The organism is Pseudonocardia yuanmonensis, assembly GCF_039542425.1.
Lineage (GTDB): Bacteria > Actinomycetota > Actinomycetes > Mycobacteriales > Pseudonocardiaceae > Pseudonocardia > Pseudonocardia yuanmonensis.
Map to the genome: position 1 here is coordinate 101,928 of NZ_BAABIC010000010.1, position 22,541 is coordinate 124,468.

The 22,541-nt window shown below is 74.9% G+C and carries 24 protein-coding genes; 20 read left to right on the plus strand and 4 right to left on the minus strand.

Going from position 1 to position 22,541, the window contains the following annotated elements; translation table 11 throughout:
* Positions 1 to 19: 19 nt before the first annotated feature.
* From fdh to ABD990_RS16425, 10 genes are all read left to right on the plus strand, one after another.
* Complete coding sequence (gene fdh, locus ABD990_RS16380) at positions 20 to 3,337, plus strand: formate dehydrogenase (protein ID WP_345381382.1); 3,318 nt, start codon at positions 20 to 22, stop codon at positions 3,335 to 3,337.
* Positions 3,334 to 4,374 (plus strand): 4Fe-4S dicluster domain-containing protein, encoded by a 1,041-nt coding sequence (locus ABD990_RS16385; protein WP_345381383.1) that lies wholly within the window; start codon positions 3,334 to 3,336, stop codon positions 4,372 to 4,374. Before fdh ends, ABD990_RS16385 begins: the two co-directional genes overlap by 4 nt.
* Before the next feature lie 62 nt (positions 4,375 to 4,436).
* Entirely contained in the window at positions 4,437 to 5,432 is a 996-nt protein-coding gene (gene nrfD, locus ABD990_RS16390; protein WP_345381529.1) for an NrfD/PsrC family molybdoenzyme membrane anchor subunit, read from the plus strand.
* Between the two features lie 249 nt (positions 5,433 to 5,681).
* The gene (locus ABD990_RS16395) at positions 5,682 to 5,849 is read left to right on the plus strand and encodes a hypothetical protein (protein WP_345381384.1); all 168 of its coding nucleotides are present in this window, start codon (positions 5,682 to 5,684) and stop codon (positions 5,847 to 5,849) included.
* Positions 5,842 to 6,150, plus strand: coding sequence for a hypothetical protein (locus ABD990_RS16400; RefSeq protein WP_345381385.1), 309 nt, complete (start codon positions 5,842 to 5,844; stop codon positions 6,148 to 6,150). The genes ABD990_RS16395 and ABD990_RS16400 overlap by 8 nt, the downstream gene beginning before the upstream one ends.
* 604 nt (positions 6,151 to 6,754) lie before the next feature.
* Entirely contained in the window at positions 6,755 to 7,774 is a 1,020-nt protein-coding gene (locus ABD990_RS16405) for an NAD(P)/FAD-dependent oxidoreductase (RefSeq protein ID WP_345381386.1), read from the plus strand.
* Positions 7,775 to 7,853: 79 nt separating this feature from the next.
* Positions 7,854 to 8,285 carry a pyridoxamine 5'-phosphate oxidase family protein gene (locus ABD990_RS16410; RefSeq protein WP_345381387.1) on the plus strand — a complete coding sequence of 144 codons (432 nt, stop codon included), beginning with the start codon at positions 7,854 to 7,856 and terminating at the stop codon, positions 8,283 to 8,285.
* Between the two features lie 164 nt (positions 8,286 to 8,449).
* Positions 8,450 to 8,830 (plus strand): STAS domain-containing protein, encoded by a 381-nt coding sequence (locus ABD990_RS16415; RefSeq protein WP_345381388.1) that lies wholly within the window; start codon positions 8,450 to 8,452, stop codon positions 8,828 to 8,830.
* 5 nt (positions 8,831 to 8,835) lie between these two features.
* Positions 8,836 to 10,551, plus strand: coding sequence for a PP2C family protein-serine/threonine phosphatase (locus ABD990_RS16420; protein WP_345381389.1), 1,716 nt, complete (start codon positions 8,836 to 8,838; stop codon positions 10,549 to 10,551).
* Complete coding sequence (locus ABD990_RS16425) at positions 10,548 to 10,982, plus strand: ATP-binding protein (RefSeq protein ID WP_345381390.1); 435 nt, start codon at positions 10,548 to 10,550, stop codon at positions 10,980 to 10,982. The genes ABD990_RS16420 and ABD990_RS16425 overlap by 4 nt, the downstream gene beginning before the upstream one ends.
* Here ABD990_RS16425 and ABD990_RS16430 read toward each other — a convergent pair.
* Together ABD990_RS16430 and ABD990_RS16435 are read right to left on the minus strand one after the other, a co-directional pair.
* Positions 10,951 to 11,700 (minus strand): cytochrome c oxidase assembly protein, encoded by a 750-nt coding sequence (locus tag ABD990_RS16430; RefSeq protein WP_345381391.1) that lies wholly within the window; start codon positions 11,698 to 11,700, stop codon positions 10,951 to 10,953. The genes ABD990_RS16425 and ABD990_RS16430 overlap by 32 nt on opposite strands.
* On the minus strand, positions 11,697 to 12,179 hold the full coding sequence (locus tag ABD990_RS16435; RefSeq protein ID WP_345381392.1) for a DUF2243 domain-containing protein: 483 nt from the start codon (positions 12,177 to 12,179) through the stop codon (positions 11,697 to 11,699). The genes ABD990_RS16430 and ABD990_RS16435 overlap by 4 nt, the downstream gene beginning before the upstream one ends.
* A 140-nt stretch (positions 12,180 to 12,319) precedes the next feature.
* On the opposite strand from ABD990_RS16435, the gene ABD990_RS16440 reads away from it, so the two are divergent.
* The 7 genes from ABD990_RS16440 (at position 12,320) to ABD990_RS16470 (ending at position 18,299) form a co-directional block, all read left to right on the plus strand.
* The gene (locus ABD990_RS16440; protein ID WP_345381393.1) at positions 12,320 to 13,843 is read left to right on the plus strand and encodes an FAD-dependent oxidoreductase; all 1,524 of its coding nucleotides are present in this window, start codon (positions 12,320 to 12,322) and stop codon (positions 13,841 to 13,843) included.
* Positions 13,844 to 13,852: 9 nt separating this feature from the next.
* On the plus strand, positions 13,853 to 15,472 hold the full coding sequence (locus tag ABD990_RS16445; protein ID WP_345381394.1) for an ATP-binding SpoIIE family protein phosphatase: 1,620 nt from the start codon (positions 13,853 to 13,855) through the stop codon (positions 15,470 to 15,472).
* On the plus strand, positions 15,469 to 15,792 hold the full coding sequence (locus ABD990_RS16450) for an STAS domain-containing protein (protein ID WP_345381395.1): 324 nt from the start codon (positions 15,469 to 15,471) through the stop codon (positions 15,790 to 15,792). Before ABD990_RS16445 ends, ABD990_RS16450 begins: the two co-directional genes overlap by 4 nt.
* 143 nt (positions 15,793 to 15,935) lie before the next feature.
* Positions 15,936 to 16,379: an Hsp20/alpha crystallin family protein gene (locus ABD990_RS16455; RefSeq protein ID WP_345381396.1), complete on the plus strand. Its 444-nt coding sequence runs from the start codon at positions 15,936 to 15,938 to the stop codon at positions 16,377 to 16,379.
* A gap of 65 nt (positions 16,380 to 16,444) precedes the next feature.
* The gene (locus tag ABD990_RS16460) at positions 16,445 to 16,603 is read left to right on the plus strand and encodes a hypothetical protein (protein WP_345381397.1); all 159 of its coding nucleotides are present in this window, start codon (positions 16,445 to 16,447) and stop codon (positions 16,601 to 16,603) included.
* Positions 16,604 to 16,654: 51 nt separating this feature from the next.
* Positions 16,655 to 17,152 (plus strand): hypothetical protein, encoded by a 498-nt coding sequence (locus ABD990_RS16465; RefSeq protein WP_345381398.1) that lies wholly within the window; start codon positions 16,655 to 16,657, stop codon positions 17,150 to 17,152.
* A 307-nt stretch (positions 17,153 to 17,459) separates the two neighbouring features.
* Complete coding sequence (locus ABD990_RS16470; RefSeq protein WP_345381399.1) at positions 17,460 to 18,299, plus strand: MBL fold metallo-hydrolase; 840 nt, start codon at positions 17,460 to 17,462, stop codon at positions 18,297 to 18,299.
* Here ABD990_RS16470 and ABD990_RS16475 read toward each other — a convergent pair.
* A complete protein-coding gene (locus tag ABD990_RS16475; RefSeq protein WP_345381400.1) occupies positions 18,196 to 19,149 on the minus strand; it encodes a SigB/SigF/SigG family RNA polymerase sigma factor in 954 nt (317 codons plus the stop codon). The two genes, ABD990_RS16470 and ABD990_RS16475, sit on opposite strands and share 104 nt — an antisense overlap.
* Positions 19,150 to 19,443: 294 nt before the next feature.
* Here ABD990_RS16475 and ABD990_RS16480 point away from each other — a divergent pair, with 294 nt between their 5' ends.
* Together ABD990_RS16480 and ABD990_RS16485 are read left to right on the plus strand one after the other, a co-directional pair.
* Entirely contained in the window at positions 19,444 to 20,199 is a 756-nt protein-coding gene (locus ABD990_RS16480) for a ZIP family metal transporter (RefSeq protein WP_345381530.1), read from the plus strand.
* Positions 20,200 to 20,246: 47 nt separating this feature from the next.
* The gene (locus ABD990_RS16485; protein WP_345381401.1) at positions 20,247 to 20,651 is read left to right on the plus strand and encodes an STAS domain-containing protein; all 405 of its coding nucleotides are present in this window, start codon (positions 20,247 to 20,249) and stop codon (positions 20,649 to 20,651) included.
* A gap of 15 nt (positions 20,652 to 20,666) precedes the next feature.
* Here ABD990_RS16485 and ABD990_RS16490 read toward each other — a convergent pair whose 3' ends face one another.
* Positions 20,667 to 21,464, minus strand: coding sequence for a class I SAM-dependent methyltransferase (locus ABD990_RS16490; RefSeq protein WP_345381402.1), 798 nt, complete (start codon positions 21,462 to 21,464; stop codon positions 20,667 to 20,669).
* Between the two features lie 255 nt (positions 21,465 to 21,719).
* On the opposite strand from ABD990_RS16490, the gene ABD990_RS16495 reads away from it, so the two are divergent.
* Positions 21,720 to 22,541 carry a SigB/SigF/SigG family RNA polymerase sigma factor gene (locus ABD990_RS16495; RefSeq protein WP_345381403.1) on the plus strand — a complete coding sequence of 274 codons (822 nt, stop codon included), beginning with the start codon at positions 21,720 to 21,722 and terminating at the stop codon, positions 22,539 to 22,541.

Here is a 22,541-nt window from a genome sequence, read left to right on the forward strand (position 1 = left end):
CGGACGAGAAGGAGGCCGCATGGGCGTGCGGACGTGGCTGGGGTCGATCGGCCTCGACTCGTGGCCGGTGTACCGGCAGCTGACCGGCAGCGACCCGCTCGGGCGGGGCGCGGCCGCGCAGTCGCCGAAGCACGTCGGCCTGCGTCCGCGCACGGCGTCGGCCGACCGGGTGGCGGGATCCGTGTGCCCCTTCTGCGCGGTCGGCTGCGCCCAGAAGGTGTACGTGCGGGACGAGCAGGTCGTGCAGATCGAGGGCGACCCCGACTCGCCGATCTCCCGCGGCCGGCTGTGCCCGAAGGGCTCGGCGAGCCTGCAGCTCGTCACCGGCGAGCAGCGGCTGGACAAGGTCCGCTACCGCGCCCCGTACGCCACCGAGTGGACCGACCTGGACCTGCACGAGGCGATGGAGATGATCGCCGACCGCGTGGTCGCGGCGCGCGAGCGGGGCTGGCAGGACGTCGACGGCAAGGGCCGGCGGCTCAACCGCACCACGGGGTTCGCCGCGCTGGGCGGCGCGACGCTCGACAACGAGGAGAACTACCTCCTCAAGAAGCTGTTCACGGCGATGGGCGCGATCCAGATCGAGAACCAGGCCCGTATTTGACACTCGGCCACGGTTCCCGGTCTGGGGACCTCCTTCGGTCGCGGCGGCGCGACGGACTACCAGCAGGACCTCGCCAACTCCGACTGCATCATCATCATGGGCTCGAACATGGCCGAGGCCCATCCGGTCGGGTTCCAGTGGGTCATGGAGGCGAAGGGCCGCGGCGCCCGGGTCGTCCACATCGACCCCCGGTTCACCCGGACCAGCGCGGTGGCGGACACCTACGTCCCGATCCGGGCGGGCTCGGACATCGCGTTCCTCGGCGGCGTCATCCGGTACGTGCTGGACAACGACCTGGACTTCCGGGAGTACGTCGCGGCCTACACCAACGCGTCGTTCCTGGTGCGTGAGGACTTCGCCGACACCGAGGAGCTCGACGGGCTGTTCTCCGGCTACGACCCGGAGACCGGGACCTACGACCGCGGCAGCTGGTACTACGAGGGCGCCGAGCCCACGGAGAGCACGCCGGACGGCGACTCGGCGGAGGCCAAGGAGCAGACCGAGCCCATGCAGGCCGGGGCCAGCGGGGCGGGCGTCGCCGGGGCGGCGGACGACATCGCGAAGGACCCGACGCTGCAGCACCCCCGCTGCGTCTTCCAGGTCCTGAAGCGGCACTTCGCCCGCTACACGCCGGAGATGGTGGAGCGGGTCTGCGGCACGCCGCAGGACCAGTTCCTCGACGTCTGCCGCGCGTGGACGGCCAACTCGAACCGCGAGCGGACGACCGCACTCGTCTACAGCGTGGGCTGGACCCAGCACAGCGTGGGCGCGCAGTACATCCGCACCGGTGCGATCCTGCAGCTGCTCCTCGGCAACATCGGCCGGCCCGGCGGCGGGGTCTTCGCGCTGCGCGGGCACGCGAGCATCCAGGGGTCCACGGACATCCCGACCCTGTTCAACCTGCTACCGGGCTACCTCGCGATGCCGAACGTGACGCACACGGACCTCGCCACGTGGGTCGCCGACCAGCGCACGGGCGGGCACAAGGGGTACGGCTACGCCGTCGACGCCTACCTGGTCTCGTTGCTCAAGGAGTACTTCGGCGACGCGGCCACCCCGGAGAACGACTTCGGCTTCGGCTGGCTGCCGCGCATCGACGGCGACCACGGCACCTACCGCACGGTCATGGACATGATCGACGGCAAGGTGTCCGGCTACTTCGTGCTCGGCCAGAACCCGGCGGTCGGCTCCGCCCACGGGAAGCTGCAGCGGCTCGGACTGGCCACCCTGGACTGGCTGGTCGTGCGGGACCTCAACGAGATCGAGACCGCGACCTTCTGGAAGGACTCGCCGGAGATCGAGACCGGCGAGATCGTGCCCGAGCGGTGCCGCACCGAGGTGTTCCTCATGCCGGCGGCGTCGCACGTGGAGAAGGAGGGCACGTTCACCCAGACGCAGCGGATGCTGCAGTGGCGCACCAAGGCCGTCGAGCCGGTGGGCGACCGGCGCTCGGAGCTGTGGTTCGCCTACCACCTGGGTCGGCTGGTGCGGGAGCGGCTGGCGGACTCCACGGACGAGCGCGACCTGCCGGTGCAGAAGCTGGCGTGGGACTACGCGACCGAGCCCGGTCCGGAGGGCCCCGGCCCGTGGGTCGAGCCCTCGGCCGACGACGTGCTGCGCCGGATCAACGGCCACGACCTCACCACCGGTGAGCTGCTGCCGGACTACCTCGGCCTCAAGGCCGACGGGAGCACCTCGTGCGGCTGCTGGATCTACAGCGGGGTCTACGCCGACGGCGTCAACCAGGCGGCCCGGCGCACGCCGCACACCGAGCAGGGGTCCTACGAGACCGAGTGGGGCTGGACCTGGCCGATGAACCGGCGCGTCCTCTACAACCGGGCCTCGGCGGACCCCGAGGGCCGGCCGTGGAGCGAGCGCAAGAAGCTCGTGTGGTGGGACGAGGCGAAGGGGGAGTGGACGGGGGACGACATCCCGGACTTCCCGCGGACCACCCCGCCCGGTCACCGGCCCCCGGAGGGCGCCACCGGGCCGGAGGCCCTGTGCGGCGACGACCCGTTCATCATGCAACCGGACGGGAAGGCCTGGCTGTTCGCGCCGCACGGCCTGCTCGACGGGCCGTTGCCGACCCACTACGAGCCGCACGAGTCGCCGGTGCGCAACCCGCTCTACCGGCAGCAGGGCAACCCGACGCGCAAGGTGTACGGCCGGCCGGACAACCCGTCGAACCCGGCGCCGCCCGAGCGCGGGTCTGACGTGTTCCCTTACGTCCTCACCGCGGCGCGGCTGACCGAGCACCACACCGCGGGCGGGATGAGCCGGCAGCTGGCGTACCTGTCGGAGCTGCAGCCCGCGCTGTTCGTGGAGGTGTCCCCGGAGCTCGCGCGCGAACGCGGGCTCACGCACCTCGGCGACGCGCACGTCGTCACGAGCCGGGCGGCGGTGCAGGCCCGCGTGGTGGTCACCGACCGGCTCGCGCCGCTGCGGATCGACGGACGGGTGGTGCACCAGGTGTGGCTCCCGTACCACTTCGGACACACGGGCCTGGTGTCCGGCGACGTCGTCAACGACCTGTTCGGGGTCGTCGAGGACTCCAACGTCTTCATCCAGGAGAGCAAGGTCGCGACCTGCGACGTCCGGCCCGGCCCGCGGCCGCGCGGGCCGGCGCTGCGCGCGCTGCTCGACGAGGTGCGGGCCGCCGCGGGGATCACCGTCGCGACGAACACCCGCATCGCGACCGCGCACGGTGTGGCGCACACCGAGGAGGGCTCATGAGTCGCAACCGGTTGTCCGGGCCGCTCGACGACGTGGCGGGCGACGCGGGCCACCTCGACCACCCGCCGCGCGTCGGGTTCTTCACCGACACCTCCGTGTGCATCGGCTGCAAGGCCTGCGAGGTGGCCTGCAAGGAGTGGAACGCCGTCCCGGAGGACGGCCTCGACCTGCTCGGCATGTCCTTCGACAACACCGGGATGCTCGGCGCGAACTCGTGGCGGCACGTCGCGTTCGTGGAGCAGCCGCGCGCGACGGGCCGTCAGGACCCCGGGTTCGCCGGGCTGCCGACCGGGGACAGCGGGATCCCGGAGACCGCGGGTGCGGTGGAGCCGCGGCTGGAGGCGGCCCCGCGGGGCGGGTCGGAGCTGGGCACGTCCCCGCTGCCGCCGGGCGGCCCGCAGCCGCAGGAGCTGGGGATGCCCGGCTTCTCCCGGCCCGGTGACCTCACCGGGGCCGAGGGCCGGACGGACTTCCGGTGGCTGATGGCGTCGGACGTCTGCAAGCACTGCACGCACGCCGGCTGCCTCGACGTCTGCCCCACCGGGGCGCTGTTCCGCACCGAGTTCGGCACGGTGGTCGTGCAGCAGGACATCTGCAACGGCTGCGGGTACTGCGTGTCCGGCTGCCCGTACGGCGTGATCGACCGGCGCGAGCACGACGGGCGCGCCAACAAGTGCACGCTCTGCTACGACCGGATCGGCGACGGGCTCGAGCCCGCCTGTGCCAAGGCCTGCCCCACGGACTCCATCCAGTTCGGCGAGCTCGACGAGCTGCGCGAGCGCGCCGACCGCAGGCTCGCCCAGCTGCACGACCTCGGGGTGTCCGAGGCGCGGCTCTACGGCCGGGACCCGAACGACGGCGTGGGCGGCGACGGCGCCTTCTTCCTCCTGCTCGACGAGCCCGAGGTCTACGGCCTGCCGCCGGACCCGCAGGTCCCCACCCGGAACGCGCCGGCGATGTGGCGGCGCGCGGGCGCGGCCGCGGCGGCGTTCGCGCTGGCCGGGGTGGCGGCGTTCCTGGGCGGTGGACGCCGGTGACGCGCCCCGGATCCGCGGAACTGCCCAGCGACGCGGGCGGCTCCGCCGCGCGCTCGGCGCACATGTTCCAGGGCCTCCGGCGGGGCCGGCGCGGACGCGGTGGCGGCGAGCCGACCGTCGTCCCCGAGGCGGAGTTCCGCTCCTACTACGGGCGACCGGTGCTCAAGGCGCCCGTGTGGGAGTGGAAGATCGCCGCGTACCTGTTCTGCGGCGGGCTGGCCGCGGGATCGTCGGTCGTCGCGGCCGGCGCGGACCTCACGAACCGGCCCACGCTGCGCCGGTCGTCCCGGCTGGGCTCGCTGGGCGCGCTGCTGGCCAGCCTGTACTTCCTGGTGTCCGACCTGGGCCGGCCGGAGCGGTTCCACCACATGCTGCGGGTGCTCAAGCCGACCTCGCCGATGAGCGTCGGTACCTGGATCCTCAGCGCCTTCGGCGCGGGCGCGGGTGCGGCCGCGGTGTCCGAAGTGGTGCCCTCGCGGTTGCGGCGCACGTGGCCGGCGCGGCTGCTGCACCGGCTCGCGCGGCCGCTCGGGGTGAGCGCGGCCGCGACCGCGCCCGGGGTGGCGTCCTACACCGCGGTCCTTTTGTCGCACACGGCCGTCCCCGGGTGGAGCGAGGTGCGCGACGAGCTGCCGTTCGTCTTCGTCGGGTCCGCCGCGGCCAGCGGGGGCGGCTTCGGCATGATCTGCGCCCCGGTCTCGGAGGCGGGCCCCGCGCGGGCGTTCGCGGCCGCCGGGGCGGCGGGCGAGCTCGTCGCGTCGCGGGTGATGGAGCACCGGCTCGGGTTGGTGGGCGAGGTCTACCGGGAGGGTCACGTCGGCCGGCTGCGGCGCGCGTCCGAGGCGCTGACGGCTGCGGGACTGGCCGGGACCCTGCTCGTCGCCCACCGCAGCCGGGCCGGCGCCGCTGCCTCCGGGCTCGCGCTCCTCGCCGGCAGCGCGTTGCAGCGGTTCGGGGTGTTCGAGGCCGGAGTCGCGTCCACGAAGGACCCGAAGTACGTCGTGGTGCCGCAACGGGAGCGGCTGGACGTGCGGAACGGGGTGGGGCGGGAGTCCTGATCCCGCTTCCCCCGGGAGCGCGCGGATGGTGCTGCGCGTCATGGCTCCACAACGCGCCCCGGAGCAGGTGGTGTGCGCGTTGCGGATCGAGAGTGCGCTCGGGTGCTGCGGTGCTGTTCCTGCGTCCATCTGCCCCTTGCGAAGCGCCATATCTGTAGTTCACGATGTAGATATTCCGACCGTCGGGTGGAGGAGCGCGACGGTCGACGCTCGCCCGCTGGTCATCGCACGTCCTCATCGGAGGTTGACATGCCCGCAGACCGGAACTCGGTCCCATCCCCGGCGACCACGACCGCCCCGGCCCGCGCCGCGACGTCCACCGCGTCCGCACGCACCGACCGGCCCGCCGTCCCGCTCGTCGACCCGGCCACCCTCCGCGCCCTCGAGTCGCTCCACGGGGACGGTGCCGATGCCTGAGGCGACGCTGCAGGACGAGACCGTGCGTCAGGAGGGCCGGTCCCCGTTGCACGACGACACCGCGCGTCAGGAGGGCGGGTCCCCGCAGGTGGCACCGGAAGAGGAGTCCTCGAGCAGCATCGGACAGTCGCCCGCCGGGTACGGCCGGTGCGGCGGCTGCGGGCAGGTGAAGGTGCTCGACGAGCGGGGCCGTCCCTTCCCGCACAACCGCTACCGCTACCAGCGCCGCCTCCGCGCCCAGCGCTGCCCCGGCGAACGCCTCTCCGCCGCCCCACCGTCCCCGCTCGCCGAAGCCGGCTGACCCACCCCACTCCACTCCGCGAGTCGGCAGTTCCGGCCCCGCGAGTCGGGCTGTGGGCTTCGGCGAGTCGGGCTGTGGGCTTCGGGCGATCGGCTGCTGGCCGCGCTTCGAAGGCCTGGGTGGCGTCGGCACACCTGACGCGGCGCGACACAGCTGTCCGAGCGGGGGGTCACACCTGAGAGGTCGTTCGCGCACCCCGTCGACGGCCCGCGCCACGCCCGAGGGGCTGGGTGATCGCATCGAGCCGGCCTCGGTGAGCATTCACCGTGCGCTCGGCGGCGCGGCGCGGGCCGACCTCCTCGGCGACGGCCGCGGCGGGAACTCGAGTCCATCATGTTCGCCAGCGGGCGACGGCCCGAGAGCCCGTGACTGCGTCGGGAGGCTCGTCGCTGCAGCCCACGACTTCGAGCCGGAGCGTGCGGTTCACGGTGCTGGATCTCGCGACTCGCGGGAGCTCACAGCGCGACTCGCGGGAGCTCACAGCGCGACTCGCGGGGCTGTGGCCCTCGCGCCCGGGCGCCGATCCGAACCTTTTGCCGGGTTGGCAAGGGAACTTGCCAACCTTCTGCCGCTGCGCGCACTGTCGCGGCAGGAGGTGGTCGAGGTGACCGAGGATCTGGAAAGCGGCTACGACGTGGTGGTGATCGGCGGGGGCGCGGCGGGCCTGAACGGCGCGCTGATGCTCGCGCGGGCGCGGCGGTCCGTGGTGGTGATCGACGGCGGTGAGCCCCGGAACGCGCCGGCGTCCGGCGTGCACGGGCTGCTGGGGCGGGAGGGCATGCCGCCCGGGGAGCTGCTGGAGCGCGGCCGGGCGGAGGTGCGCGGCTACGGCGGCGGGATCGTGCCGGGCGAGGTCACCGACGTGACCCGCGAGGGCGACGGGTTCCGCGTCGTCCTCGGCGACGGGCGGGTCACCCGGGCGCGCCGGCTGCTCGTGACGACCGGGCTCGTCGACGAGCTGCCCGACGTCCGGGGGCTGCGGGAGCGGTGGGGCCGCGACGTCGTGCACTGCCCCTACTGCCACGGCTGGGAGATCCGGGACCAGGCCATCGGTGTGCTGGCGAGCGGTCCGATGTCGCTGCACCAGGTCCAGCTGTTCCGGCAGTGGAGCACGGACGTCGTCTTCTTCACCCACACCTCGGCGCCGCCGGCGGGCGAGGCGGCGGAGCAGCTGGCGGCACGGGGCGTGACCGTCGTCGAGGGGGCGGTCGAGTCCCTCGTCGTGGTCGACGACCGGCTCGTCGGGCTGCGCCTGGCCGACGGCCGGACCGTGGCGCGCGAGGCGGTGGCGGTCGCGTCCCGGATGGTGGCGCGGGCGGGCTTCCTCGGGTCGCTCGGGCTGCGGACCGTCGAGCACCCGAGCGGGGCGGGGGAGCACCTCCGCACGGACGCGACCGGCCGGACGGACGTCCCGGGGGTGTGGGCCGCGGGCAACGTCACCGACCCGTCGGCGCAGGTCGGCGCGGCCGCGGCCGGTGGTGCCTGGGCGGCGGCGCAGATCAACGCCGACCTGATCGGCGACGAGACCCGGCGCGCGGTCGCCGCGTTCCGCGATCCCTTCTGCGCAGCGTCCGAGCAGCGTGTCGCGGCGCTGGTGGCGGGGGACCGCCGGCACGGACTGTGACCCCGGTCACTCAAGATCGAGACCAAGTAGGGGCTTTCGGCCCCTGCCGTACGATCGGTCGGGAACGAGAATTCCGCCCGTGTCGGAGTCTTCCACGGCCGTGTCGGACGGCCGAGCCGATCTCGTGGAGATCGACCGGGCCGAATGCCTGCGGCTGCTCGCGACCGCCGACCTCGGGCGGGTCATCTACACCGAGGGTGCGATGCCCGCCGCCCACCCGGTGACGTACGTGCTCGACGGCGAGGAGATCGTCTTCCGCTCGGCGGGCGGACCGACGCTGGTCGCCGCGACCCGCGGTGCGGTCGTCGCCTTCCAGGTGGACCGGATCGACGCCGGCGACCACACCGGCTGGAGCGTGCTCGGCATCGGCGAGGCCTACGAGGTCACCGACCGCGCACGGCTCGGCGGGCTGGTCCGGCTCCTGCACGCGCCCTGGCCCCCGAGCCGGACCGGGCACACGATCAGCATCCCGCTCGCGCGTCTCACCGGGCGTCGCCTCGTCGCGCGCTGAGCAACGGCCCCATACCGACCCGCCTGCGGGACGAACCCGGCCCCTGTGCCGAACACGCACGAGCGAACGGCACGCCCGCTCACCAGGACCGAGCGAAAGTGCCGTTCGCCGTGCAGGCCGATCCGGTCTCGCCCTCCTGTGCGGCGCACGGCAGGATGACCGCCATGACCGAACCCGAGCGGGTCGTCGGGGGCCCGTTCGACGACGAGCCGACCGGCTCCGTGGGCCTCGAGGAGGTGCCGGAGGGCGTCGTGCTCGCGGTGCGCGGTGCCCTCGACCTCTCGCTCGCCCCCAAGGTGCAGCGGGCGGTGGAGCGGGCCGTGCGGTTGCGCCCCGCGCTGCTCGTGATCGACCTGACCGAGGTGAGCTTCCTGGCCTCGGCCGGCATGGCCGAGCTCGTCCGCGCCAACCGGCAGCTGCAGGGGCAGGTCCCGGTCCGCGTCGTCGCCGCAGGGCGGCTCGTCCTGCGCCCGCTCGAGCTGACCCGACTCACGGACGAGCTCGCCATCCACCCCACCCTCGACGACGCCCTCGCCGCGGGATGACGCGGATGGAGGACGAGGGCCCGGAGACCGACGCCCTGCTGACCGCCCTGGCCTCGGCGTTCACCGGCCCGGACGGGCGACCCGTGCCGGTCGAGCGGCTGGCCCTGACCCCCGAGCGACTCGCCCGCCTGCACACCGAGGGCTCCGCCGTCCTGCGCCCGACCGACGGCTCCGCCGTCCTCGTCCTCGACGACACCCAGCTCGCCGCGCTGCTCCCGGGGGCGACCGCGGCGCTCGTCGTCCTCGACGGGCACGGCGGCGACCCGATCGGCAACGGCGCGGCCCCCACCGCGGCCCCCACCGCGTCCCCCACCGCGTCCCCCACCGCGTCCCCCACCGCGTCCACCGCGGCCACCGCCCCGGCGGGCCACGACGGCGCCGTCGCCCTCGTCACCCGCGCCCCGGTGGGCCGTTCGCACCTGCTCGCGGCCCGGGCCGTCGCGGCGGCGACGGGAGGCCTGCGCCGGGCCGTCGACGCCCTGCGCACCGAGGCCGCGGTGATCGACGCGCTGCACTCGGTGGGCCGCCGGCTCACCGCGCAGCTCGACATCGACCGGATCGTGCAGGAGGCCACGGACGCGGCCACCACGGCCGTCGGGGCGGCGTTCGGCGCGTTCTTCTACAACCTGGTCAACCAGTTCGGCGAGTCCTACACGCTCTACACGCTGTCCGGGGTGCCGCGGGAGGCCTTCGCCCGGTTCCCGATGCCACGCAACACCGAGGTCTTCGCCCCGACCTTCGACGGCCGGGGCACCGTCCGCAGCGACGACATCACCGCGGACCCGCGCTTCGGCCGCAACGCCCCGTACCACGGCATGCCCGAGGGCCACCTGCCCGTGCGCAGCTACCTGGCGGTGTCGGTGATCAGCCCGACCAGCGGCGAGGTGCTCGGCGGCTTCTTCTTCGGCCACCCGGAGCCCGGCCGGTTCACCGACCGGCACCAGTACGTGGCCGAGGGCATCGCGGGCTACTCGGCGATCGCGCTCGACAACGCGCGGCTGTTCGAGCGCGAGCGCGACTTCACCCGCGAGCTCTCCCGCAGCATGCTGCCCGAGGCCCCCGCGGTGCCCGGCCTGGAACTGGTCACCCGGTACCTGCCCGCGGCCACCGGGCCCAAGATCGGCGGCGACTGGTTCGACGTCATCCGGCTGGTCGACGGGTCGACCGCGTTCGTGATCGGCGACGTCGTGGGGCACGGGGTCACCGCCGCCACCGTGATGGGCCAGGTCCGCACCGCCATCCGCTCCTACGCCCTGCTCGGACTGCCGCCCTCCGAGGTGCTGCGGCACGTCTCCGCGCTGCTCGACAGCTTCGCCGAGTCCACCTTCGTGACCTGCTTCTACGCCGTCCACACCCCCGACGACGGCCTGGTCTTCGCCAACGCCGGGCACCTTCCGGCCGTGCTGCTCCGCGCCGACGGCACGATCGAGCAGCTCGGCGAGGCGCTGGCGCAGCCGCTGGGCGTCGGCACCACCTTCCCGGAGCGCACCGCGTTGTTCCGGGAAGGCGACGACCTGCTGCTCTACACGGACGGACTGGTGGAGAGCCGCAGCCGGGACGTCACACAGGGCATCGAGTGGCTGCTCGAGGCGGTCGCCGGCCTGCCGCGCCCGCTCACCGGCGAGGCCTGCGACGGCCTCGTCCAGGCGCTGACCGGGGGCGCGCACGACGACGACGTCGCCCTGATCTACGTGCACCGCGCGGGAGCGGGACCGGCGTGAGACGGACCCGCGGCGGCGAGGACCGGACGTCGGGGGCGTCCGGCGACGGCGACTTCCACGCCCGGATCTGGGCGACGGCGGACCGCCTGGTGGGGCTGCGCCGGGCGCTGGCCCGCTGGGCGGCCGGGACCGGGCTGCCGGAGGAGCGGCAGGAGGACGTGGTGCTCGCCGCGTACGAGGCGATGGCGAACTCCGCCGAGCACGCCTACCCGGACGGGGAGGGCGGCCCGGTGGAGGTCTCGGCCCGGTGCGGGTCGGCCGAGCTGACCGTGGTCGTGACCGACGAGGGCCGCTGGAAGGCGCCGGACCCGCACGAGACGCTGCGCGGGCGCGGCCGGCCGCTCATCGGGGTCCTGGCCGACGCCGCCGCCACCGTCCACCGCGAGGACGGCACGACCGTCACGATGAGCTGGCGGCTCGCGCCGGCCTGAGCACGGTGCGGCGGTCCCGCGCGAACCACTCCGCGCCGAGCAGCACCATCAGCGCCAGCTCCACCGGCAGGCCGCCGTAGTACAGCAGCTCCGCGCCCGCCCGGGCCTGCTCGGCGGGCAGCCCGGGCGGCGGGTCGGCGTACACCGTCCTCGCGAGGACGTCGTGCGCGGCCACGGCTGCGACGAGCACCGCCGCGCGGACGCCGAGGCGGGCCCGGTGCGGCGCCGGCTCGGGGCTCACCAGCGAGGCGGCGAACAGCGTCCCGGCCACCAGCATGTGGACGGCGACGAGGGCGTGCGCGGCCGGGCCGCCGGTGGCGTGCAGGCCGGTGCGGAGGAGCACCCACAGGCCGCCGACGTCGAGCAGGCCGGCGACGACGGGGTGGGTGAGCACGCGGACCGGGCCGGAGCGCAGTGCCCGGGCCAGCCCCCGGGCCCGGGCCACGGGCAGGGTCCGGAGCGCGAGCGTGACCGGCGCCGCGCGCACCAGGAGCAGCGGCGCGAGCATGCCGAGCAGGAGGTGGCCGGCCACGTGCACGCGCAGGTCGGGGTGGACGGTCAGCGGGGCGCCGACCGCGGCGCCCGCGACCCCGGTGAGCCAGCTCGCCGTCCGCCGCGCCGGCCACGGGCGCCCGAGGACCGCCGCCAGGTACCCGGCCGCGGCGACGGCGGCGAGCAGGCCCACGGGGACCGGCCCCACGAGGCCGTGCCCGCTCATGCACGCCGCTCGCGGGTGCGGACCAGCAGCACCAGACCCACCACGAGCAGGACGACGGCCAGGACGTTCCACATCACGTCGTAGACCAGCAGGTCCGGCACGTAGCGGATCTGGTGCAGGCCCAGCAGCTTGTGCTGGACCAGCCCGTCGTACAGCTGGAAGGCGCCGCCGCCGGCCAGCGCCCCGCCGGCCACGCGCACCGGCCGGAGCGCACGGTCCCGGCGCAGCGCGGCGATCAGGAACCAGGCGGCGACCGTGGCGAACCAGCTGAAGGCGTGGAAGATCCCGTCGGAGACCAGCCCGGCCGCGGAGCTCGCCCGGTCGTAGAAGTGGTGCCAGTGCAGGAGCTGGTGGAACACGGCCTCGTCGAGGAACGCCACCGCGCCGAGCCCCAGCAGGACGCCCGCGAGGACGTTGCGCCGCGCGGCCCGTGCCGCGACCGCCCCGGCCGCGCCCCTCCCTGTCGTCGGTGCCGCCATGTCCGTGCTCCCTCCGTCGCCGAGGAGGCACTACCCGGCGTGGTGCGCCGGACACCGGCGGGCCGGGGAGGCTGCCGGTTGGGACGGGCGGGTGCGGGTACATCACCCGGGTGGCCGATCACCCGCACGTCGACCGACCCGTGCCCACCACCACCGAGACCGGCTCGCCCTGGCTGACCGACCGCGCCGACGTCCGCTACACCGGACCGACCACCGAGCGGCACTTCGACGTGCTGGTCCTCGGCGGCGGGATCACCGGGCTGACCACGGCGTACCTGCTGAAGGAGCGCGGCGCGCGGGTCGCCGTCGTGGAGGGCGACCGGGTGGCCTCCGGCGCCACCGGCAACAACACCGCCAAGGTCACGGCGTTGCAGGGCACGATGCTGTCGCAGATCCGGTCGGCGCGCGGCGCGGAGGCGGCGGCCTACTACGCCGAGCACAGCCTGCGCGGGGTCGAGCTGGTGGCGGCCGTCGCGGAGGAGCTGGGGATCGACTGCGACCTGCACCGCCGGGAGGCGTGCACCGTCGCCGCAGACCGTTCCGAGCTGCGGTCGGTGGAGAAGGAGTTCGAGGCCGCGCGGGCGGCGGGCCTGCCGGTGGAGTGGACCGAGGAGACCGACCTGCCGTTCGGCGTCGCGGGCGCGGTCCGGATGCCGGAGCAGATCGAGTTCCACCCCGTCCGGTACGCCCGGGGCCTCGCCGCGGCCGTGCACGGGAACGGGTCGGCGGTGTTCGAGCGCACCCGCGCCGTCGAGCTGGCCGAGGAGGACCCGGTCCGCGTCGGGACGACGCGCGGGACGCTGACCGGCGACCGGGTCGTCGTCGCGACGCACTACCCGGTGTGGGACCGCGGGGTCTTCTTCGCCCGGATGGAGGCGGTGCGGGCCTACTGCATCGCGGCGCGCATCCGGGGCGGCCCGCCGCGGTCGATGTCCATCACCGCGGGCTCGCCGAGCTGGTCCTTCCGCTCGCTCGGGGACCAGGTGATCCTCTGCGGCCAGGACCACCCGACCGGGCAGCGCGGCGTCGACCCCGGCCGCTACGGCGTCCTCGAGGACTTCCTGCGCCGCCACGTCACGGTCGAGCAGGTCACCCACCGGTGGTCGGCGCAGGACGCGCTGCCCTACGACCACACCCCGATGGTCGGGACCTACACCCCCGTGTCCTCCCGGGTCTTCGTCGCCGCCGGCTACTCGAAGTGGGGGCTCTCGGGCGGCAGCATGGCCGCGGCCCTGCTCGCGGAGCAGATCGCGGGCGGGCCGGGCTCGCCGGTGCTCACCCCGCACCGGATCAGCCCGAGGGCGTTGCCCACCCTGGCCCGCACGAACGCGAAGGTCGCGATCGACCTGGTCGGGGACCGGCTGCGGCCCGGCGAGGCCGCCTCGGCGGCGGAGGTCCCCGCGGGTGAGGGCCGCATCGTCCGCTCCGGCGCGGACCGGACCGGCGTCTACCGTGACCCCGAGGGTGGGCTGCACGCCGTGTCCGTGCGCTGCACCCATCTCGGCTGCCTGGTGCGGTTCAACGGCGCCGAGCGCAGCTGGGACTGCCCGTGCCACGGCTCCCGGTTCGACGTCGACGGGGCCGTGCTGGAGGGCCCCGCGACCCGCCCGCTCGACCGCCGACCCGTGCCGGGCGCCCCGAGCGACCGCGGTCGCCGCGCCTAGACTCCGATGGTGCGCCCCGCCGAGAGCCCAGCGGACGCGGACACCGGACGGACGACCGGTGACCGGCTCCGCCGGATCCAGACGCTCACCGACACCGAGCTGGCCCGGCTCGGCGTCGACGCGCTGCTGGGCGAGGTGCTCGAGCGCGTCCGGGACCTGCTCGACGTCGACACGGTCGCGGTGCTGCTCCTCGATCCGTCGAGGACGTTCCTCGTCGCCACGGCGACCCGGGGGCTGGAGGAGGAGACCCGCCAGGGCGTGCGGATCCCACTCGGTCGGGGCTTCGCCGGCCGGATCGCCGCGGAGAAGCACGCCGTGATCATCGACGAGGTCGACCACTCGAACGTGCTCAACCCGATCCTGCGGGAGAAGGGCATCCGCTCCCTGCTCGGCGTCCCGCTGCTGGTCGGCGGGGACGTGCTCGGGGTGCTGCACGTCGGCACCCTGCGACCGCGCGAGTTCACCGCGGAGGACGCGGAGCTGCTCCAGCTCGCCGCGGACCGGGTGGCCCTGGCGACCCGGGCGCAGATGACCCAGGCCGAGCGGTCGGCGGCGGCCGCCCTGCAACGCAGCCTGCTGCCCGGGCAGCTGCCGTCGGTCCCGGGACTGGAGCTCGCCGCGCGGTACGTGCCCGGCGGGGGCGGCGAGATCGGTGGGGACTGGTACGACGTGTTCGACCTGCCCTCGGGCCGGCTGTGCGTCGTGGTGGGGGACGTCGTGGGGCGCGGGCTGCAGGCCTCCGTCGCGATGGGCCGGCTGCGCAGCGCCGTGCGCGCCTACGCCCTGCAGACCGAGGACCCGGGGGAGCTCCTGCGCCGGCTCGACATGCAGGTCCAGCACTTCGAGCGGGACGTCATGGCCACCGTGCTGTGCGCGGTGGTGGAGGTCGACCAGAGCCTGGCGTGGGTGTCGTCGGCCGGGCACCCGCCGCCCGTCCGGGCCCTGGACGGTGCCCGGGGCGAACTGGTGGACGTGCCGACGGACCCGCCCATCGGGCTGACGCCGCCGCGGCGGCGGCGCACCAGCAGCGTGGCCCTGCCGGTCGGCTCCTGCCTCGTCCTGTACACGGACGGCCTGGTGGAGCGCCGCCGCGAGTCGCTCGACGCGGGGCTGGAGCGGCTGAAGGACGCGGTGCGGCCGGCGGCGGCCGAGGACGTGTGCGTGCGGATCATGGGCCGGCTGATCGGCAGCGAGACCTCCGCGGACGACGTCGCCCTGCTCGTCGTCGCACGCCCGGCCGACAGCGGGACGGCACCGCTGCGGCTGGTCGAGCCCGCGGTGCCGCGGTCGCTGCGCAGCGTGCGGCAGTCGCTGCGGAGCTACCTCGCCTCGGTCGGCGCGACGCTGGAGGAGATCTCCGACCTGGTCCTGGCCATCGGGGAGGCGTCCGCCAACGTCGTGGAGCACGCCTACGGGCCGGGCGGCGGCCTGCTGGAGGTGCACCTCGAGATGCACGGGCCCCGGGTGAGCGCGACGATCCGCGACACGGGCTCCTGGCGGGAGGCCCGCGGCGTGAACCGCGGCCGCGGGACCACCCTGATGCACGGCCTCGTCGACGAGTGCCACGTCGAGCGGGACGCGACCGGGACCCGGGTCGTGCTGGAGAGGACCCTGGGGAGGAACCGGTGACGGACGCGAGCGTCGTGGCCCGCGAGGCCGAGCCCGGCCGGTTGGAGATCACCGTCGCCGGCGAGGTCGACCTGGAGAACGCGACCTCCTTCGAGCAGCGGGTCCAGGAGCTGATCACGAACCGCGCCCGGTCGGTGGTCCTCGACCTGGGCGGCCTGGACTACCTCGACAGCGCGGGGCTGCGGGCCCTGTTCACCCTCGCGAACCGCCTGCAGCTGCTCCAGGTCGAGCTCGAGATCGTGCTGCCCGGGGACTCGCCGGTGCGCAAGGCCGTCGAGCTGGTGGGGCTGGGCGAGGTCGTCACCCTGCGGATCGACTGAGCCGGATTCTGGAACGGTCCAGAGAAGCACGCTCTTGCGCCACACGAAAGCTGTAGTGCAAGATGCAGATATCCCGATCGGAGCCCGGAGGTTCCGAGGGAAACGGCATCGCCGACATCGTCGAGCAGGAAGGAGCACCCGCGATGCTGATGCGTACGGACCCGTTCCGTGAGTTCGACCGTCTCGCCCAGCAGGCCCTCGGCACGGCCGCCGGGACGTGGTCCCGCCCCGCCGCCATGCCGATGGACGCCTACCGCCACGGCGAGGAGTTCGTGGTCGAGTTCGACCTCCCCGGCGTCGACCCGTCCGCGATCGAGCTGTCCGTGGAGCGCAACGTCCTGACCGTCAAGGCCGAGCGCCGGCCGACGCTGCGCGACGAGCACATCGAGATGCAGGTGGCCGAGCGGCCCCTCGGCGTCTACTCGCGCCAGCTGTTCCTCGGCGACACGCTCGACACCGACCACATCCACGCCGACTACCACTCCGGCGTCCTGACCCTGCGCATCCCTGTCGCGGAGAGGGCCAAGCCGCGTACCATCTCCATCTCCACCGCGAACGATCCGGGGCGCCGCGAGATCGACGCCTGACCGTCCGTCCGGCCGGGTCACCGGGCCCGGCCGGCACTCCTCGGAGCTGAACGCAGGTGAGCCCGATGAGACCACGTGCCGACGTCGGCCGGAGCGCCGCCGTCGACCCGGCCGCGCACGAGCGGTCCCCGCCCCGTGCGGGCGCCGCCGCCCGGGTGCAGGTGTGCCCCTACGCCTGCACCCCGGCCGCCGCGCCGCTCCCGTCCGGACCGCCGATGCCCTGATCGGCGACCTCCCCCGTCGACTCCCCGACGACCGATCCCCAGGAGCCCCATGTGAGCCTCGCCAACGTCTGGCTGCAGCAGCTCGACGGCAGCCTCGTCCGGGCCGACCAGGCCACCGAGATCACCCTGCACCGGACCCCCGAGCTGTCGGGCAAGTCGGCCCACTGGCTCCTCACGGTGTCCGTCCCCGTGCCGGTGGGCAGCGGCGACCCCGGGGGCTGGCGCACCGAGCAGCTGCACCGGACCCTCGCGCAGACCTCCGCGCCGCCCACGGACGCGCCGGTCGCCCTCGCGCGCCTGCTGGCGCGGCTCGACGCGGCGGACGCGGCCGGTGTCGTGCGCGCCGACACCTCGCGCGTCCGGCACGTGCCGCACCCCGACCACACGCTCGGCGCCGGCGAGATCCGCTTCGGCTTCACCGCCTTCTCCGGCGTGGAACCGCGCGCGGCGCTCGACGGCGTCGTCGCCCCGGACGAACCGGGAGAGCTCACCGGGGAGCACCGGCCCCGCCGGGCCGAACTCGCGGGGAGCGGCGCCGGGCCCCGCTGACCGGCGCCGACCGGCAGGAACCCAGCCCAGGCCCGCCCACGGCGTCACCCGAACCGGCCGGACGGTCCGCCGCCATCGGGCACCGGACGGTCGACGATCCTTCACCGTTCCCGACGGCCGAGAGGAGGACCCACACAGCGAAACGACACGTGGAAGAGATCGGATCACCCACCGGGCCGGGCGCCGGGAGCACGGCGCAGTCGACACCCGCCGTCAGACACCTCCCGCCGCCCGGCCCCCGACATGCCCGGACCGAGCCGGGTCGCGGTCGGGGAGTGGCCGCGTCCGGGCGGGGTACCGCCCCGGCATGGCTGGACCGGACCCGACCGCCGACCCCGAGGGCTCGTCCCTGACCTTCGTCGGCACCGCGACGACGCTGCAGCGCCTCGGCCCCTTCACCGTCCTCACCGACCCCAACTTCCTGCACCGCGGCGAGCGCGCCTACCTGGGTCACGGCCTCACGAGCAGGCGCCGCACCGAACCCGCGCTCGGGCCGCAGGACCTCCCGCCGCTGGACGCCGTGGTGCTGTCCCACCTGCACGGGGACCACTTCGACCGGCGCGCCCGGAAGGGGCTGCCGCCCGCCGTGCCGATCGTGACGACCCCGCACGCCGAGCGCCGCCTCACCCGCCAGGGCTTCCACGCCGCGGCGGGGCTGCGCACGTGGGAGACGTGGGAGACCAGCCGCGGCGACGCGGTGCTGCGCGTGACCGCGGTGCCGGGGCAGCACGGCCCCGCCCTGGTGCACCGCGCCCTCCCGCCGGTCATGGGCTCCGTGCTCGAGCTCGAGCGGGCGGGCCGCACCGTCCTGCGGCTCTACCAGACCGGCGACACGCTCATGCGTCCCTTCCTGCACCGCGTCCACGAGCGCTTCGGCCCGCCGGACGTCCTCGTCGCGCACCTGGGCGGGACGCGGGTCGCCGGGATCCTGGTGACCATGGACGCCCGGCAGGGCGCGGACCTGGTCGAGGCGTTCCGCCCCGGGACCACGATCCCCGTGCACTTCGACGACTACGACGTGTTCCGGTCGCCGCTGAGCCACTTCACGCAGGAGCTGCACGACCGCGGGCTGCAGGCGGGGCTGCGGGTGCTGCACCGGGGCGAGACCGCGCGGCTGGAGCCGGTCGCGGCTCCGGTGCGCGGCTGACCCGGCCGGCCGGGCCCGCGTCGCCCACGTGCTCGCCGTGTGCGGGCGGTCGGTCGTCGAGCAGGCCGCGGCGGAGCTCGGCGAGGGTGCGCGCGAGCAGCCGGGAGACGTGCATCTGGGAGATGCCGACCCGCTCCGCGATCTGCGTCTGCGTCATCTCGCCGAAGAACCGCAGCATGAGGATGGTGCGCTCGCGCTCGGGGAGGCCGTCCAGCAGCGGGCGGAGCGCGTCGCGGTACTCGACGAGGTCGAGCTCGCGGTCCAGCTCGCCGAGCCGGTCGGCCAGCGGGGTGTCGCCCTCGTCGTCGCCCGCGACGGCGTCGAGCGAGCCCGCACTCTGGTTGGCCTGCGCGTCGAGGGCCTCGATGACCTCCTCGATCGGTACGCCGAGGTGCGCGGCGAGCTCGCTGGGCCGCGGGGCCCGGCCGAGCTGCTGGGACAGCGGCCCGGTGGCCCGGCGGACGGCCACGCCGAGGTCCTTGAGCCGCCGCGGCACCCGCATGCTCCAGGTGCGGTCGCGGAAGTAGCGCAGGATCTCCCCGCGCACGCAGGGAATGAGATAGCCGAGGAACTCGCCCTGCGCGCGCTCGGGGTCCCACCGGTCGATCGCGGAGATGAGGCCGACGGTCGCGACCTGCACGAGGTCGTCGAGCCCGCCCGGGTAGCCGCGGCTGTGCTTCTTGGCGAGGTGCCGGGCCACGGGGAGGAAGCCGAGCACGAGTTCGTCGCGCAGGGCACTCCGCCGGGGATCGGCCGGGTCCATCTCCGCGTAGGCGTAGAGCCCCGGCATGAGGCGGACGTACTCGCTGTCCGGCGGGACCTCGGTGGACTCGGTGAGGCCGGCCGTCACGGAGCGTCCCCGGGGTGGGGTGTCGCGACGGCTCGGTGGGTTCGGGGCCCGACGACCACCTGGGTCACTTCCCTCCGTCGTGGATGTGTGCTGTCGACGGGCGGACTGTTTCACCCCGGCGCCGGGACGCCGGGCCGGACGCTACCCAACTCGAACATCGGGCGCAGGACGGGACGCCGGCGACGGGCCGTGTGGCCGGATCGTGCAGGTCCGGGAGCTGCACGGGTGAGGGGTTCGGTCCACCGCGGCCGGGTACCTGACGGCCGACGTTGATCACGGACGGGAGGGGTGACCGTGCCGACCTGGCTGCTGGCCGGCCTGTGGGGGCTGCTCGCGGGCGGTGCGCTGGTCCTCGGGGCCGCGATCGCGTGGTGGGTGCGGGTACCGCCGAAGATCGTCGCCGGGATCATGGCGTTCGGCGCGGGTGTGCTGATCTCGGCGCTGGCATTCGAGCTGGTGGACGAGGCGGCGCGGCAGGGCGGGCTCGTCGCCACGACGGTGGGCTTTCTGGCCGGCGCGGTCGTGTACGTGCTGGCCAACGCGGCGCTGGACCGGCGTGGCGCCCGGCACCGGAAGCGCTCGGGCGACCAGCAGCCCTCGGAGGAGGAGCAGTCCGGCAGCGGCGCGGCGATCGCCGTCGGGGCCCTGCTCGACGGCGTCCCCGAGTCCGTCGTCCTCGGGCTCACCCTGCTCACCGGGGGCGCGGTGAGTCCCGCGGTGCTGGCGGCCATCTTCATCTCCAACGTCCCCGAGGGGCTGTCGAGCGCGGCCGGGATGAAGCGCGCGGGCCGTCCCGCCCGCTACGTCTTCGGGGTGTGGATCGGCATCGCACTGGCGAGCGGGGTGAGCGCGCTCGTCGGCTACCTCGCGCTCGACGGCGTGTCCCCGACGGTCGTCGCGGTGATCATCGCGGTGGCGGCGGGCGCGATCCTCGCGATGCTGGCCGACACGATGATCCCGGAGGCCTTCGAGCGCGCCCACGTCCTCACGGGGCTGATCACGGCCCTCGGCTTCCTCACCGCGTTCGCGGTGCACACCGCGGGCGCCTGATCGCCGGCGGTGTAACACTTCGACCCCCCGCGGACGCTCACCGGACGGTGAGAGCGTTCGAGTGGCGGGAGGTCGACCTCAGCGTGAACGGGGTGCGCGTCGACGGGGTACGGGTGCGGGCGGCCGAGCCCGCCGAGGGCACGGTGGTCCTGGCGGTCGCCGGCGAGATCGACGTCGCCCACGCGGACGCGGTGCGCCGGGCCGCGGAACCGCGGCTGGGCCAGGGTGTGCGGCTGGTCCTCGACCTCACGGACCTGACCTACCTCGGCTCGCACGGGCTCGCGGTCCTGGCCGACCTCGACGGCGCGGCGCGTGCCCGCTCGGGCGTGCTCGTCGTGGTCACCGGTGCGGCGAACAAGGCGGTGCTGCGGCCCGTCGCCCTCACCGCGATGGACCAGGTCCTGCGGCTCGCCCCCACCCTCGACGCCGCGCTGGCCGACCCCGCGGCCTGACACTCGACCCCGCCGCTACCGGCGGGCCTCCGCCACCCAGGCCGCCATCTCGCCGCGGACCTCGCCGGCACCGAGCAGCGCCGTCATCGTGTCGCCGACCGTGCGCAGCGCCGCCGCGGGCTCGCCCCGTTCGGCGATCTGGGCGCGCAGCGGGGTGCCCGTGCAGAAGCCCTCGGCCACCGCGGCCGCCGAGGGCGCGGTGCCGGTCCGGACCACCCGCTCCAGGTCGACGTCGGTGAACCCGGCCCCGGCCAGGTCGGCGCGGATGCGGTCCGGGTCGGCGTACCCGTGCGGAACCGCCGCGACGAACGGCGGCGGGTCGGCGGGGAAGGCCGCGCGGAGGCCGGCGGTCAGCGCCTCCGCGAACGCGTGCGTGCGCACCTCGTCCCAGGCGGTGAACAGGAAGCGCCCGCCCGGCGTGAGCACCCGCCGGACCTCGGTGTACGCCGCCGGGCGGTCGGGGAAGAACATCACCCCGAACCCGCACACGGCCAGGTCCACCGTGCCGTCGCCGGCCGGCAGGTGCGCCGCGTCGGCCTGCTCCCACCGTGCGCGGGCCTCGCGCCCGCCGCCGTACCGGACCATCGCGGGGTTGAGGTCGGTGGCGAGCAGGTCCGTTCCCGGCAGCGCCTCGGCCAGTGCCCGGGTGACCACCCCGGTGCCCGCGGCGACCTCCAGCACCCGCCGCGGCGCGGTGGCCGCCGCCCGACGGGCGAGCTCGGCGGCGAAGGGGGCGAACACCGCGGCCTCGAGGCCGTCCGCGTAGGCCCGGGGCATGGCGTCCACCCAGACGCGGTCCTGCTCGTTCGGCATGCGGCGACGGTAGGACGTCCGGCGCTCCCGTGGTCCCGCCGGACGGCCGAGATGCGGACACCCGTGTGACGTGGAGCACCGGGCGTTTACGGACCCGGCACACCGGGGGACCCGCGGACCACGAGGGTCGAACCGACGGCCCGCACCGGCGAGCCGGCCCAGCGGGGTCGCGCGGCCCGGGTCCCCGTCGGACGACCCGCACGCGGCCCCCACCGCTCCGGCCGCCTCGCCCCCCGATCGACCAAGGAGCGACGAGTGAGCGTCCACGCCCTGTCCGAGACCGGCCCCGAACCGGATCCGCCGCTCACGCGGCCCAGTGAGTACGCCGACGAGATGCCGCGGCTGCGCCGCTTCGCCACCCTCCCCGAAGGCTCCCCGGAACGCGCGCGGCTGCGCTCGGAGCTGATCGTGGCCTTCCTGCCGGTGGTGCGGAACCTGGCCAAGCGGCACGGCGCGGGCTACCGCGGCGGCCAGGAGGACCTGGTGCAGGTGGGCACGGTCGGGCTGATCAACGCGATCGACCGGTGGGACCCGGAGCGCGCCCAGGGCGAGTTCCTCGGCTTCCTGATCCCGTCGGTGCGTGGCGAGATGCTGCGTTACTTCCGTGACCGCACCTGGTCGGTGCGGGTGCCGCGGCGGCTCAAGGAGCTGAGCGTCGAGATCACCCGCGCCGCCGGGCAGCTGTCGAACCGGCTCGGCCGGGCGCCGAGGCCGAGCGAGCTCGCGAAGCACCTGAACGTCGACGTCGGCGAGGTCGTCGAGGCGCTCAACGCCAAGGCGAACCAGCACAGCGCCCCGCTCGAGGCGGTCGCGGACGACGACTCCGGCCCCGGCGTCGTCGACTCGCTCGGCGACCTGGACCGCAACCTGGAGAAGGTGGAGAACCGCGAGGCGCTGCGCCCGCTGATCGCGGAGCTGCCCGAGCGCGAGCGCGGCATTCTCACCATGCGCTTCTTCGGCGACCGCACCCAGACGCAGATCGCCGAGCACTACGGGATCTCGCAGATGCACGTCTCCCGACTGCTGGCGCGCACGCTGGCCCGCCTCCGGGAGGGCCTCCTCGAGGACCGCGGGTGA

What these genes read in the sequence shown, in the direction of transcription:
- ABD990_RS16385 (WP_345381383.1), top strand. Translation starts at nt 3,334, where the DNA reads ATGAGTCGCAACCGGTTGTCCGGGCCGCTCGACGACGTGGCGGGCGAC.
- nrfD (WP_345381529.1), top strand. Translation starts at nt 4,437, where the DNA reads ATGTTCCAGGGCCTCCGGCGGGGCCGGCGCGGACGCGGTGGCGGCGAG.
- ABD990_RS16395 (WP_345381384.1), top strand. Translation starts at nt 5,682, where the DNA reads ATGCCCGCAGACCGGAACTCGGTCCCATCCCCGGCGACCACGACCGCC.
- ABD990_RS16400 (WP_345381385.1), top strand. Translation starts at nt 5,842, where the DNA reads ATGCCTGAGGCGACGCTGCAGGACGAGACCGTGCGTCAGGAGGGCCGG.
- ABD990_RS16415 (WP_345381388.1), top strand. Translation starts at nt 8,450, where the DNA reads ATGACCGAACCCGAGCGGGTCGTCGGGGGCCCGTTCGACGACGAGCCG.
- ABD990_RS16420 (WP_345381389.1), top strand. Translation starts at nt 8,836, where the DNA reads ATGGAGGACGAGGGCCCGGAGACCGACGCCCTGCTGACCGCCCTGGCC.
- ABD990_RS16430 (WP_345381391.1), bottom strand. Translation starts at nt 11,700, where the DNA reads ATGAGCGGGCACGGCCTCGTGGGGCCGGTCCCCGTGGGCCTGCTCGCC.
- ABD990_RS16435 (WP_345381392.1), bottom strand. Translation starts at nt 12,179, where the DNA reads ATGGCGGCACCGACGACAGGGAGGGGCGCGGCCGGGGCGGTCGCGGCA.
- ABD990_RS16455 (WP_345381396.1), top strand. Translation starts at nt 15,936, where the DNA reads ATGCTGATGCGTACGGACCCGTTCCGTGAGTTCGACCGTCTCGCCCAG.
- ABD990_RS16460 (WP_345381397.1), top strand. Translation starts at nt 16,445, where the DNA reads ATGAGACCACGTGCCGACGTCGGCCGGAGCGCCGCCGTCGACCCGGCC.
- ABD990_RS16470 (WP_345381399.1), top strand. Translation starts at nt 17,460, where the DNA reads ATGGCTGGACCGGACCCGACCGCCGACCCCGAGGGCTCGTCCCTGACC.
- ABD990_RS16490 (WP_345381402.1), bottom strand. Translation starts at nt 21,464, where the DNA reads ATGCCGAACGAGCAGGACCGCGTCTGGGTGGACGCCATGCCCCGGGCC.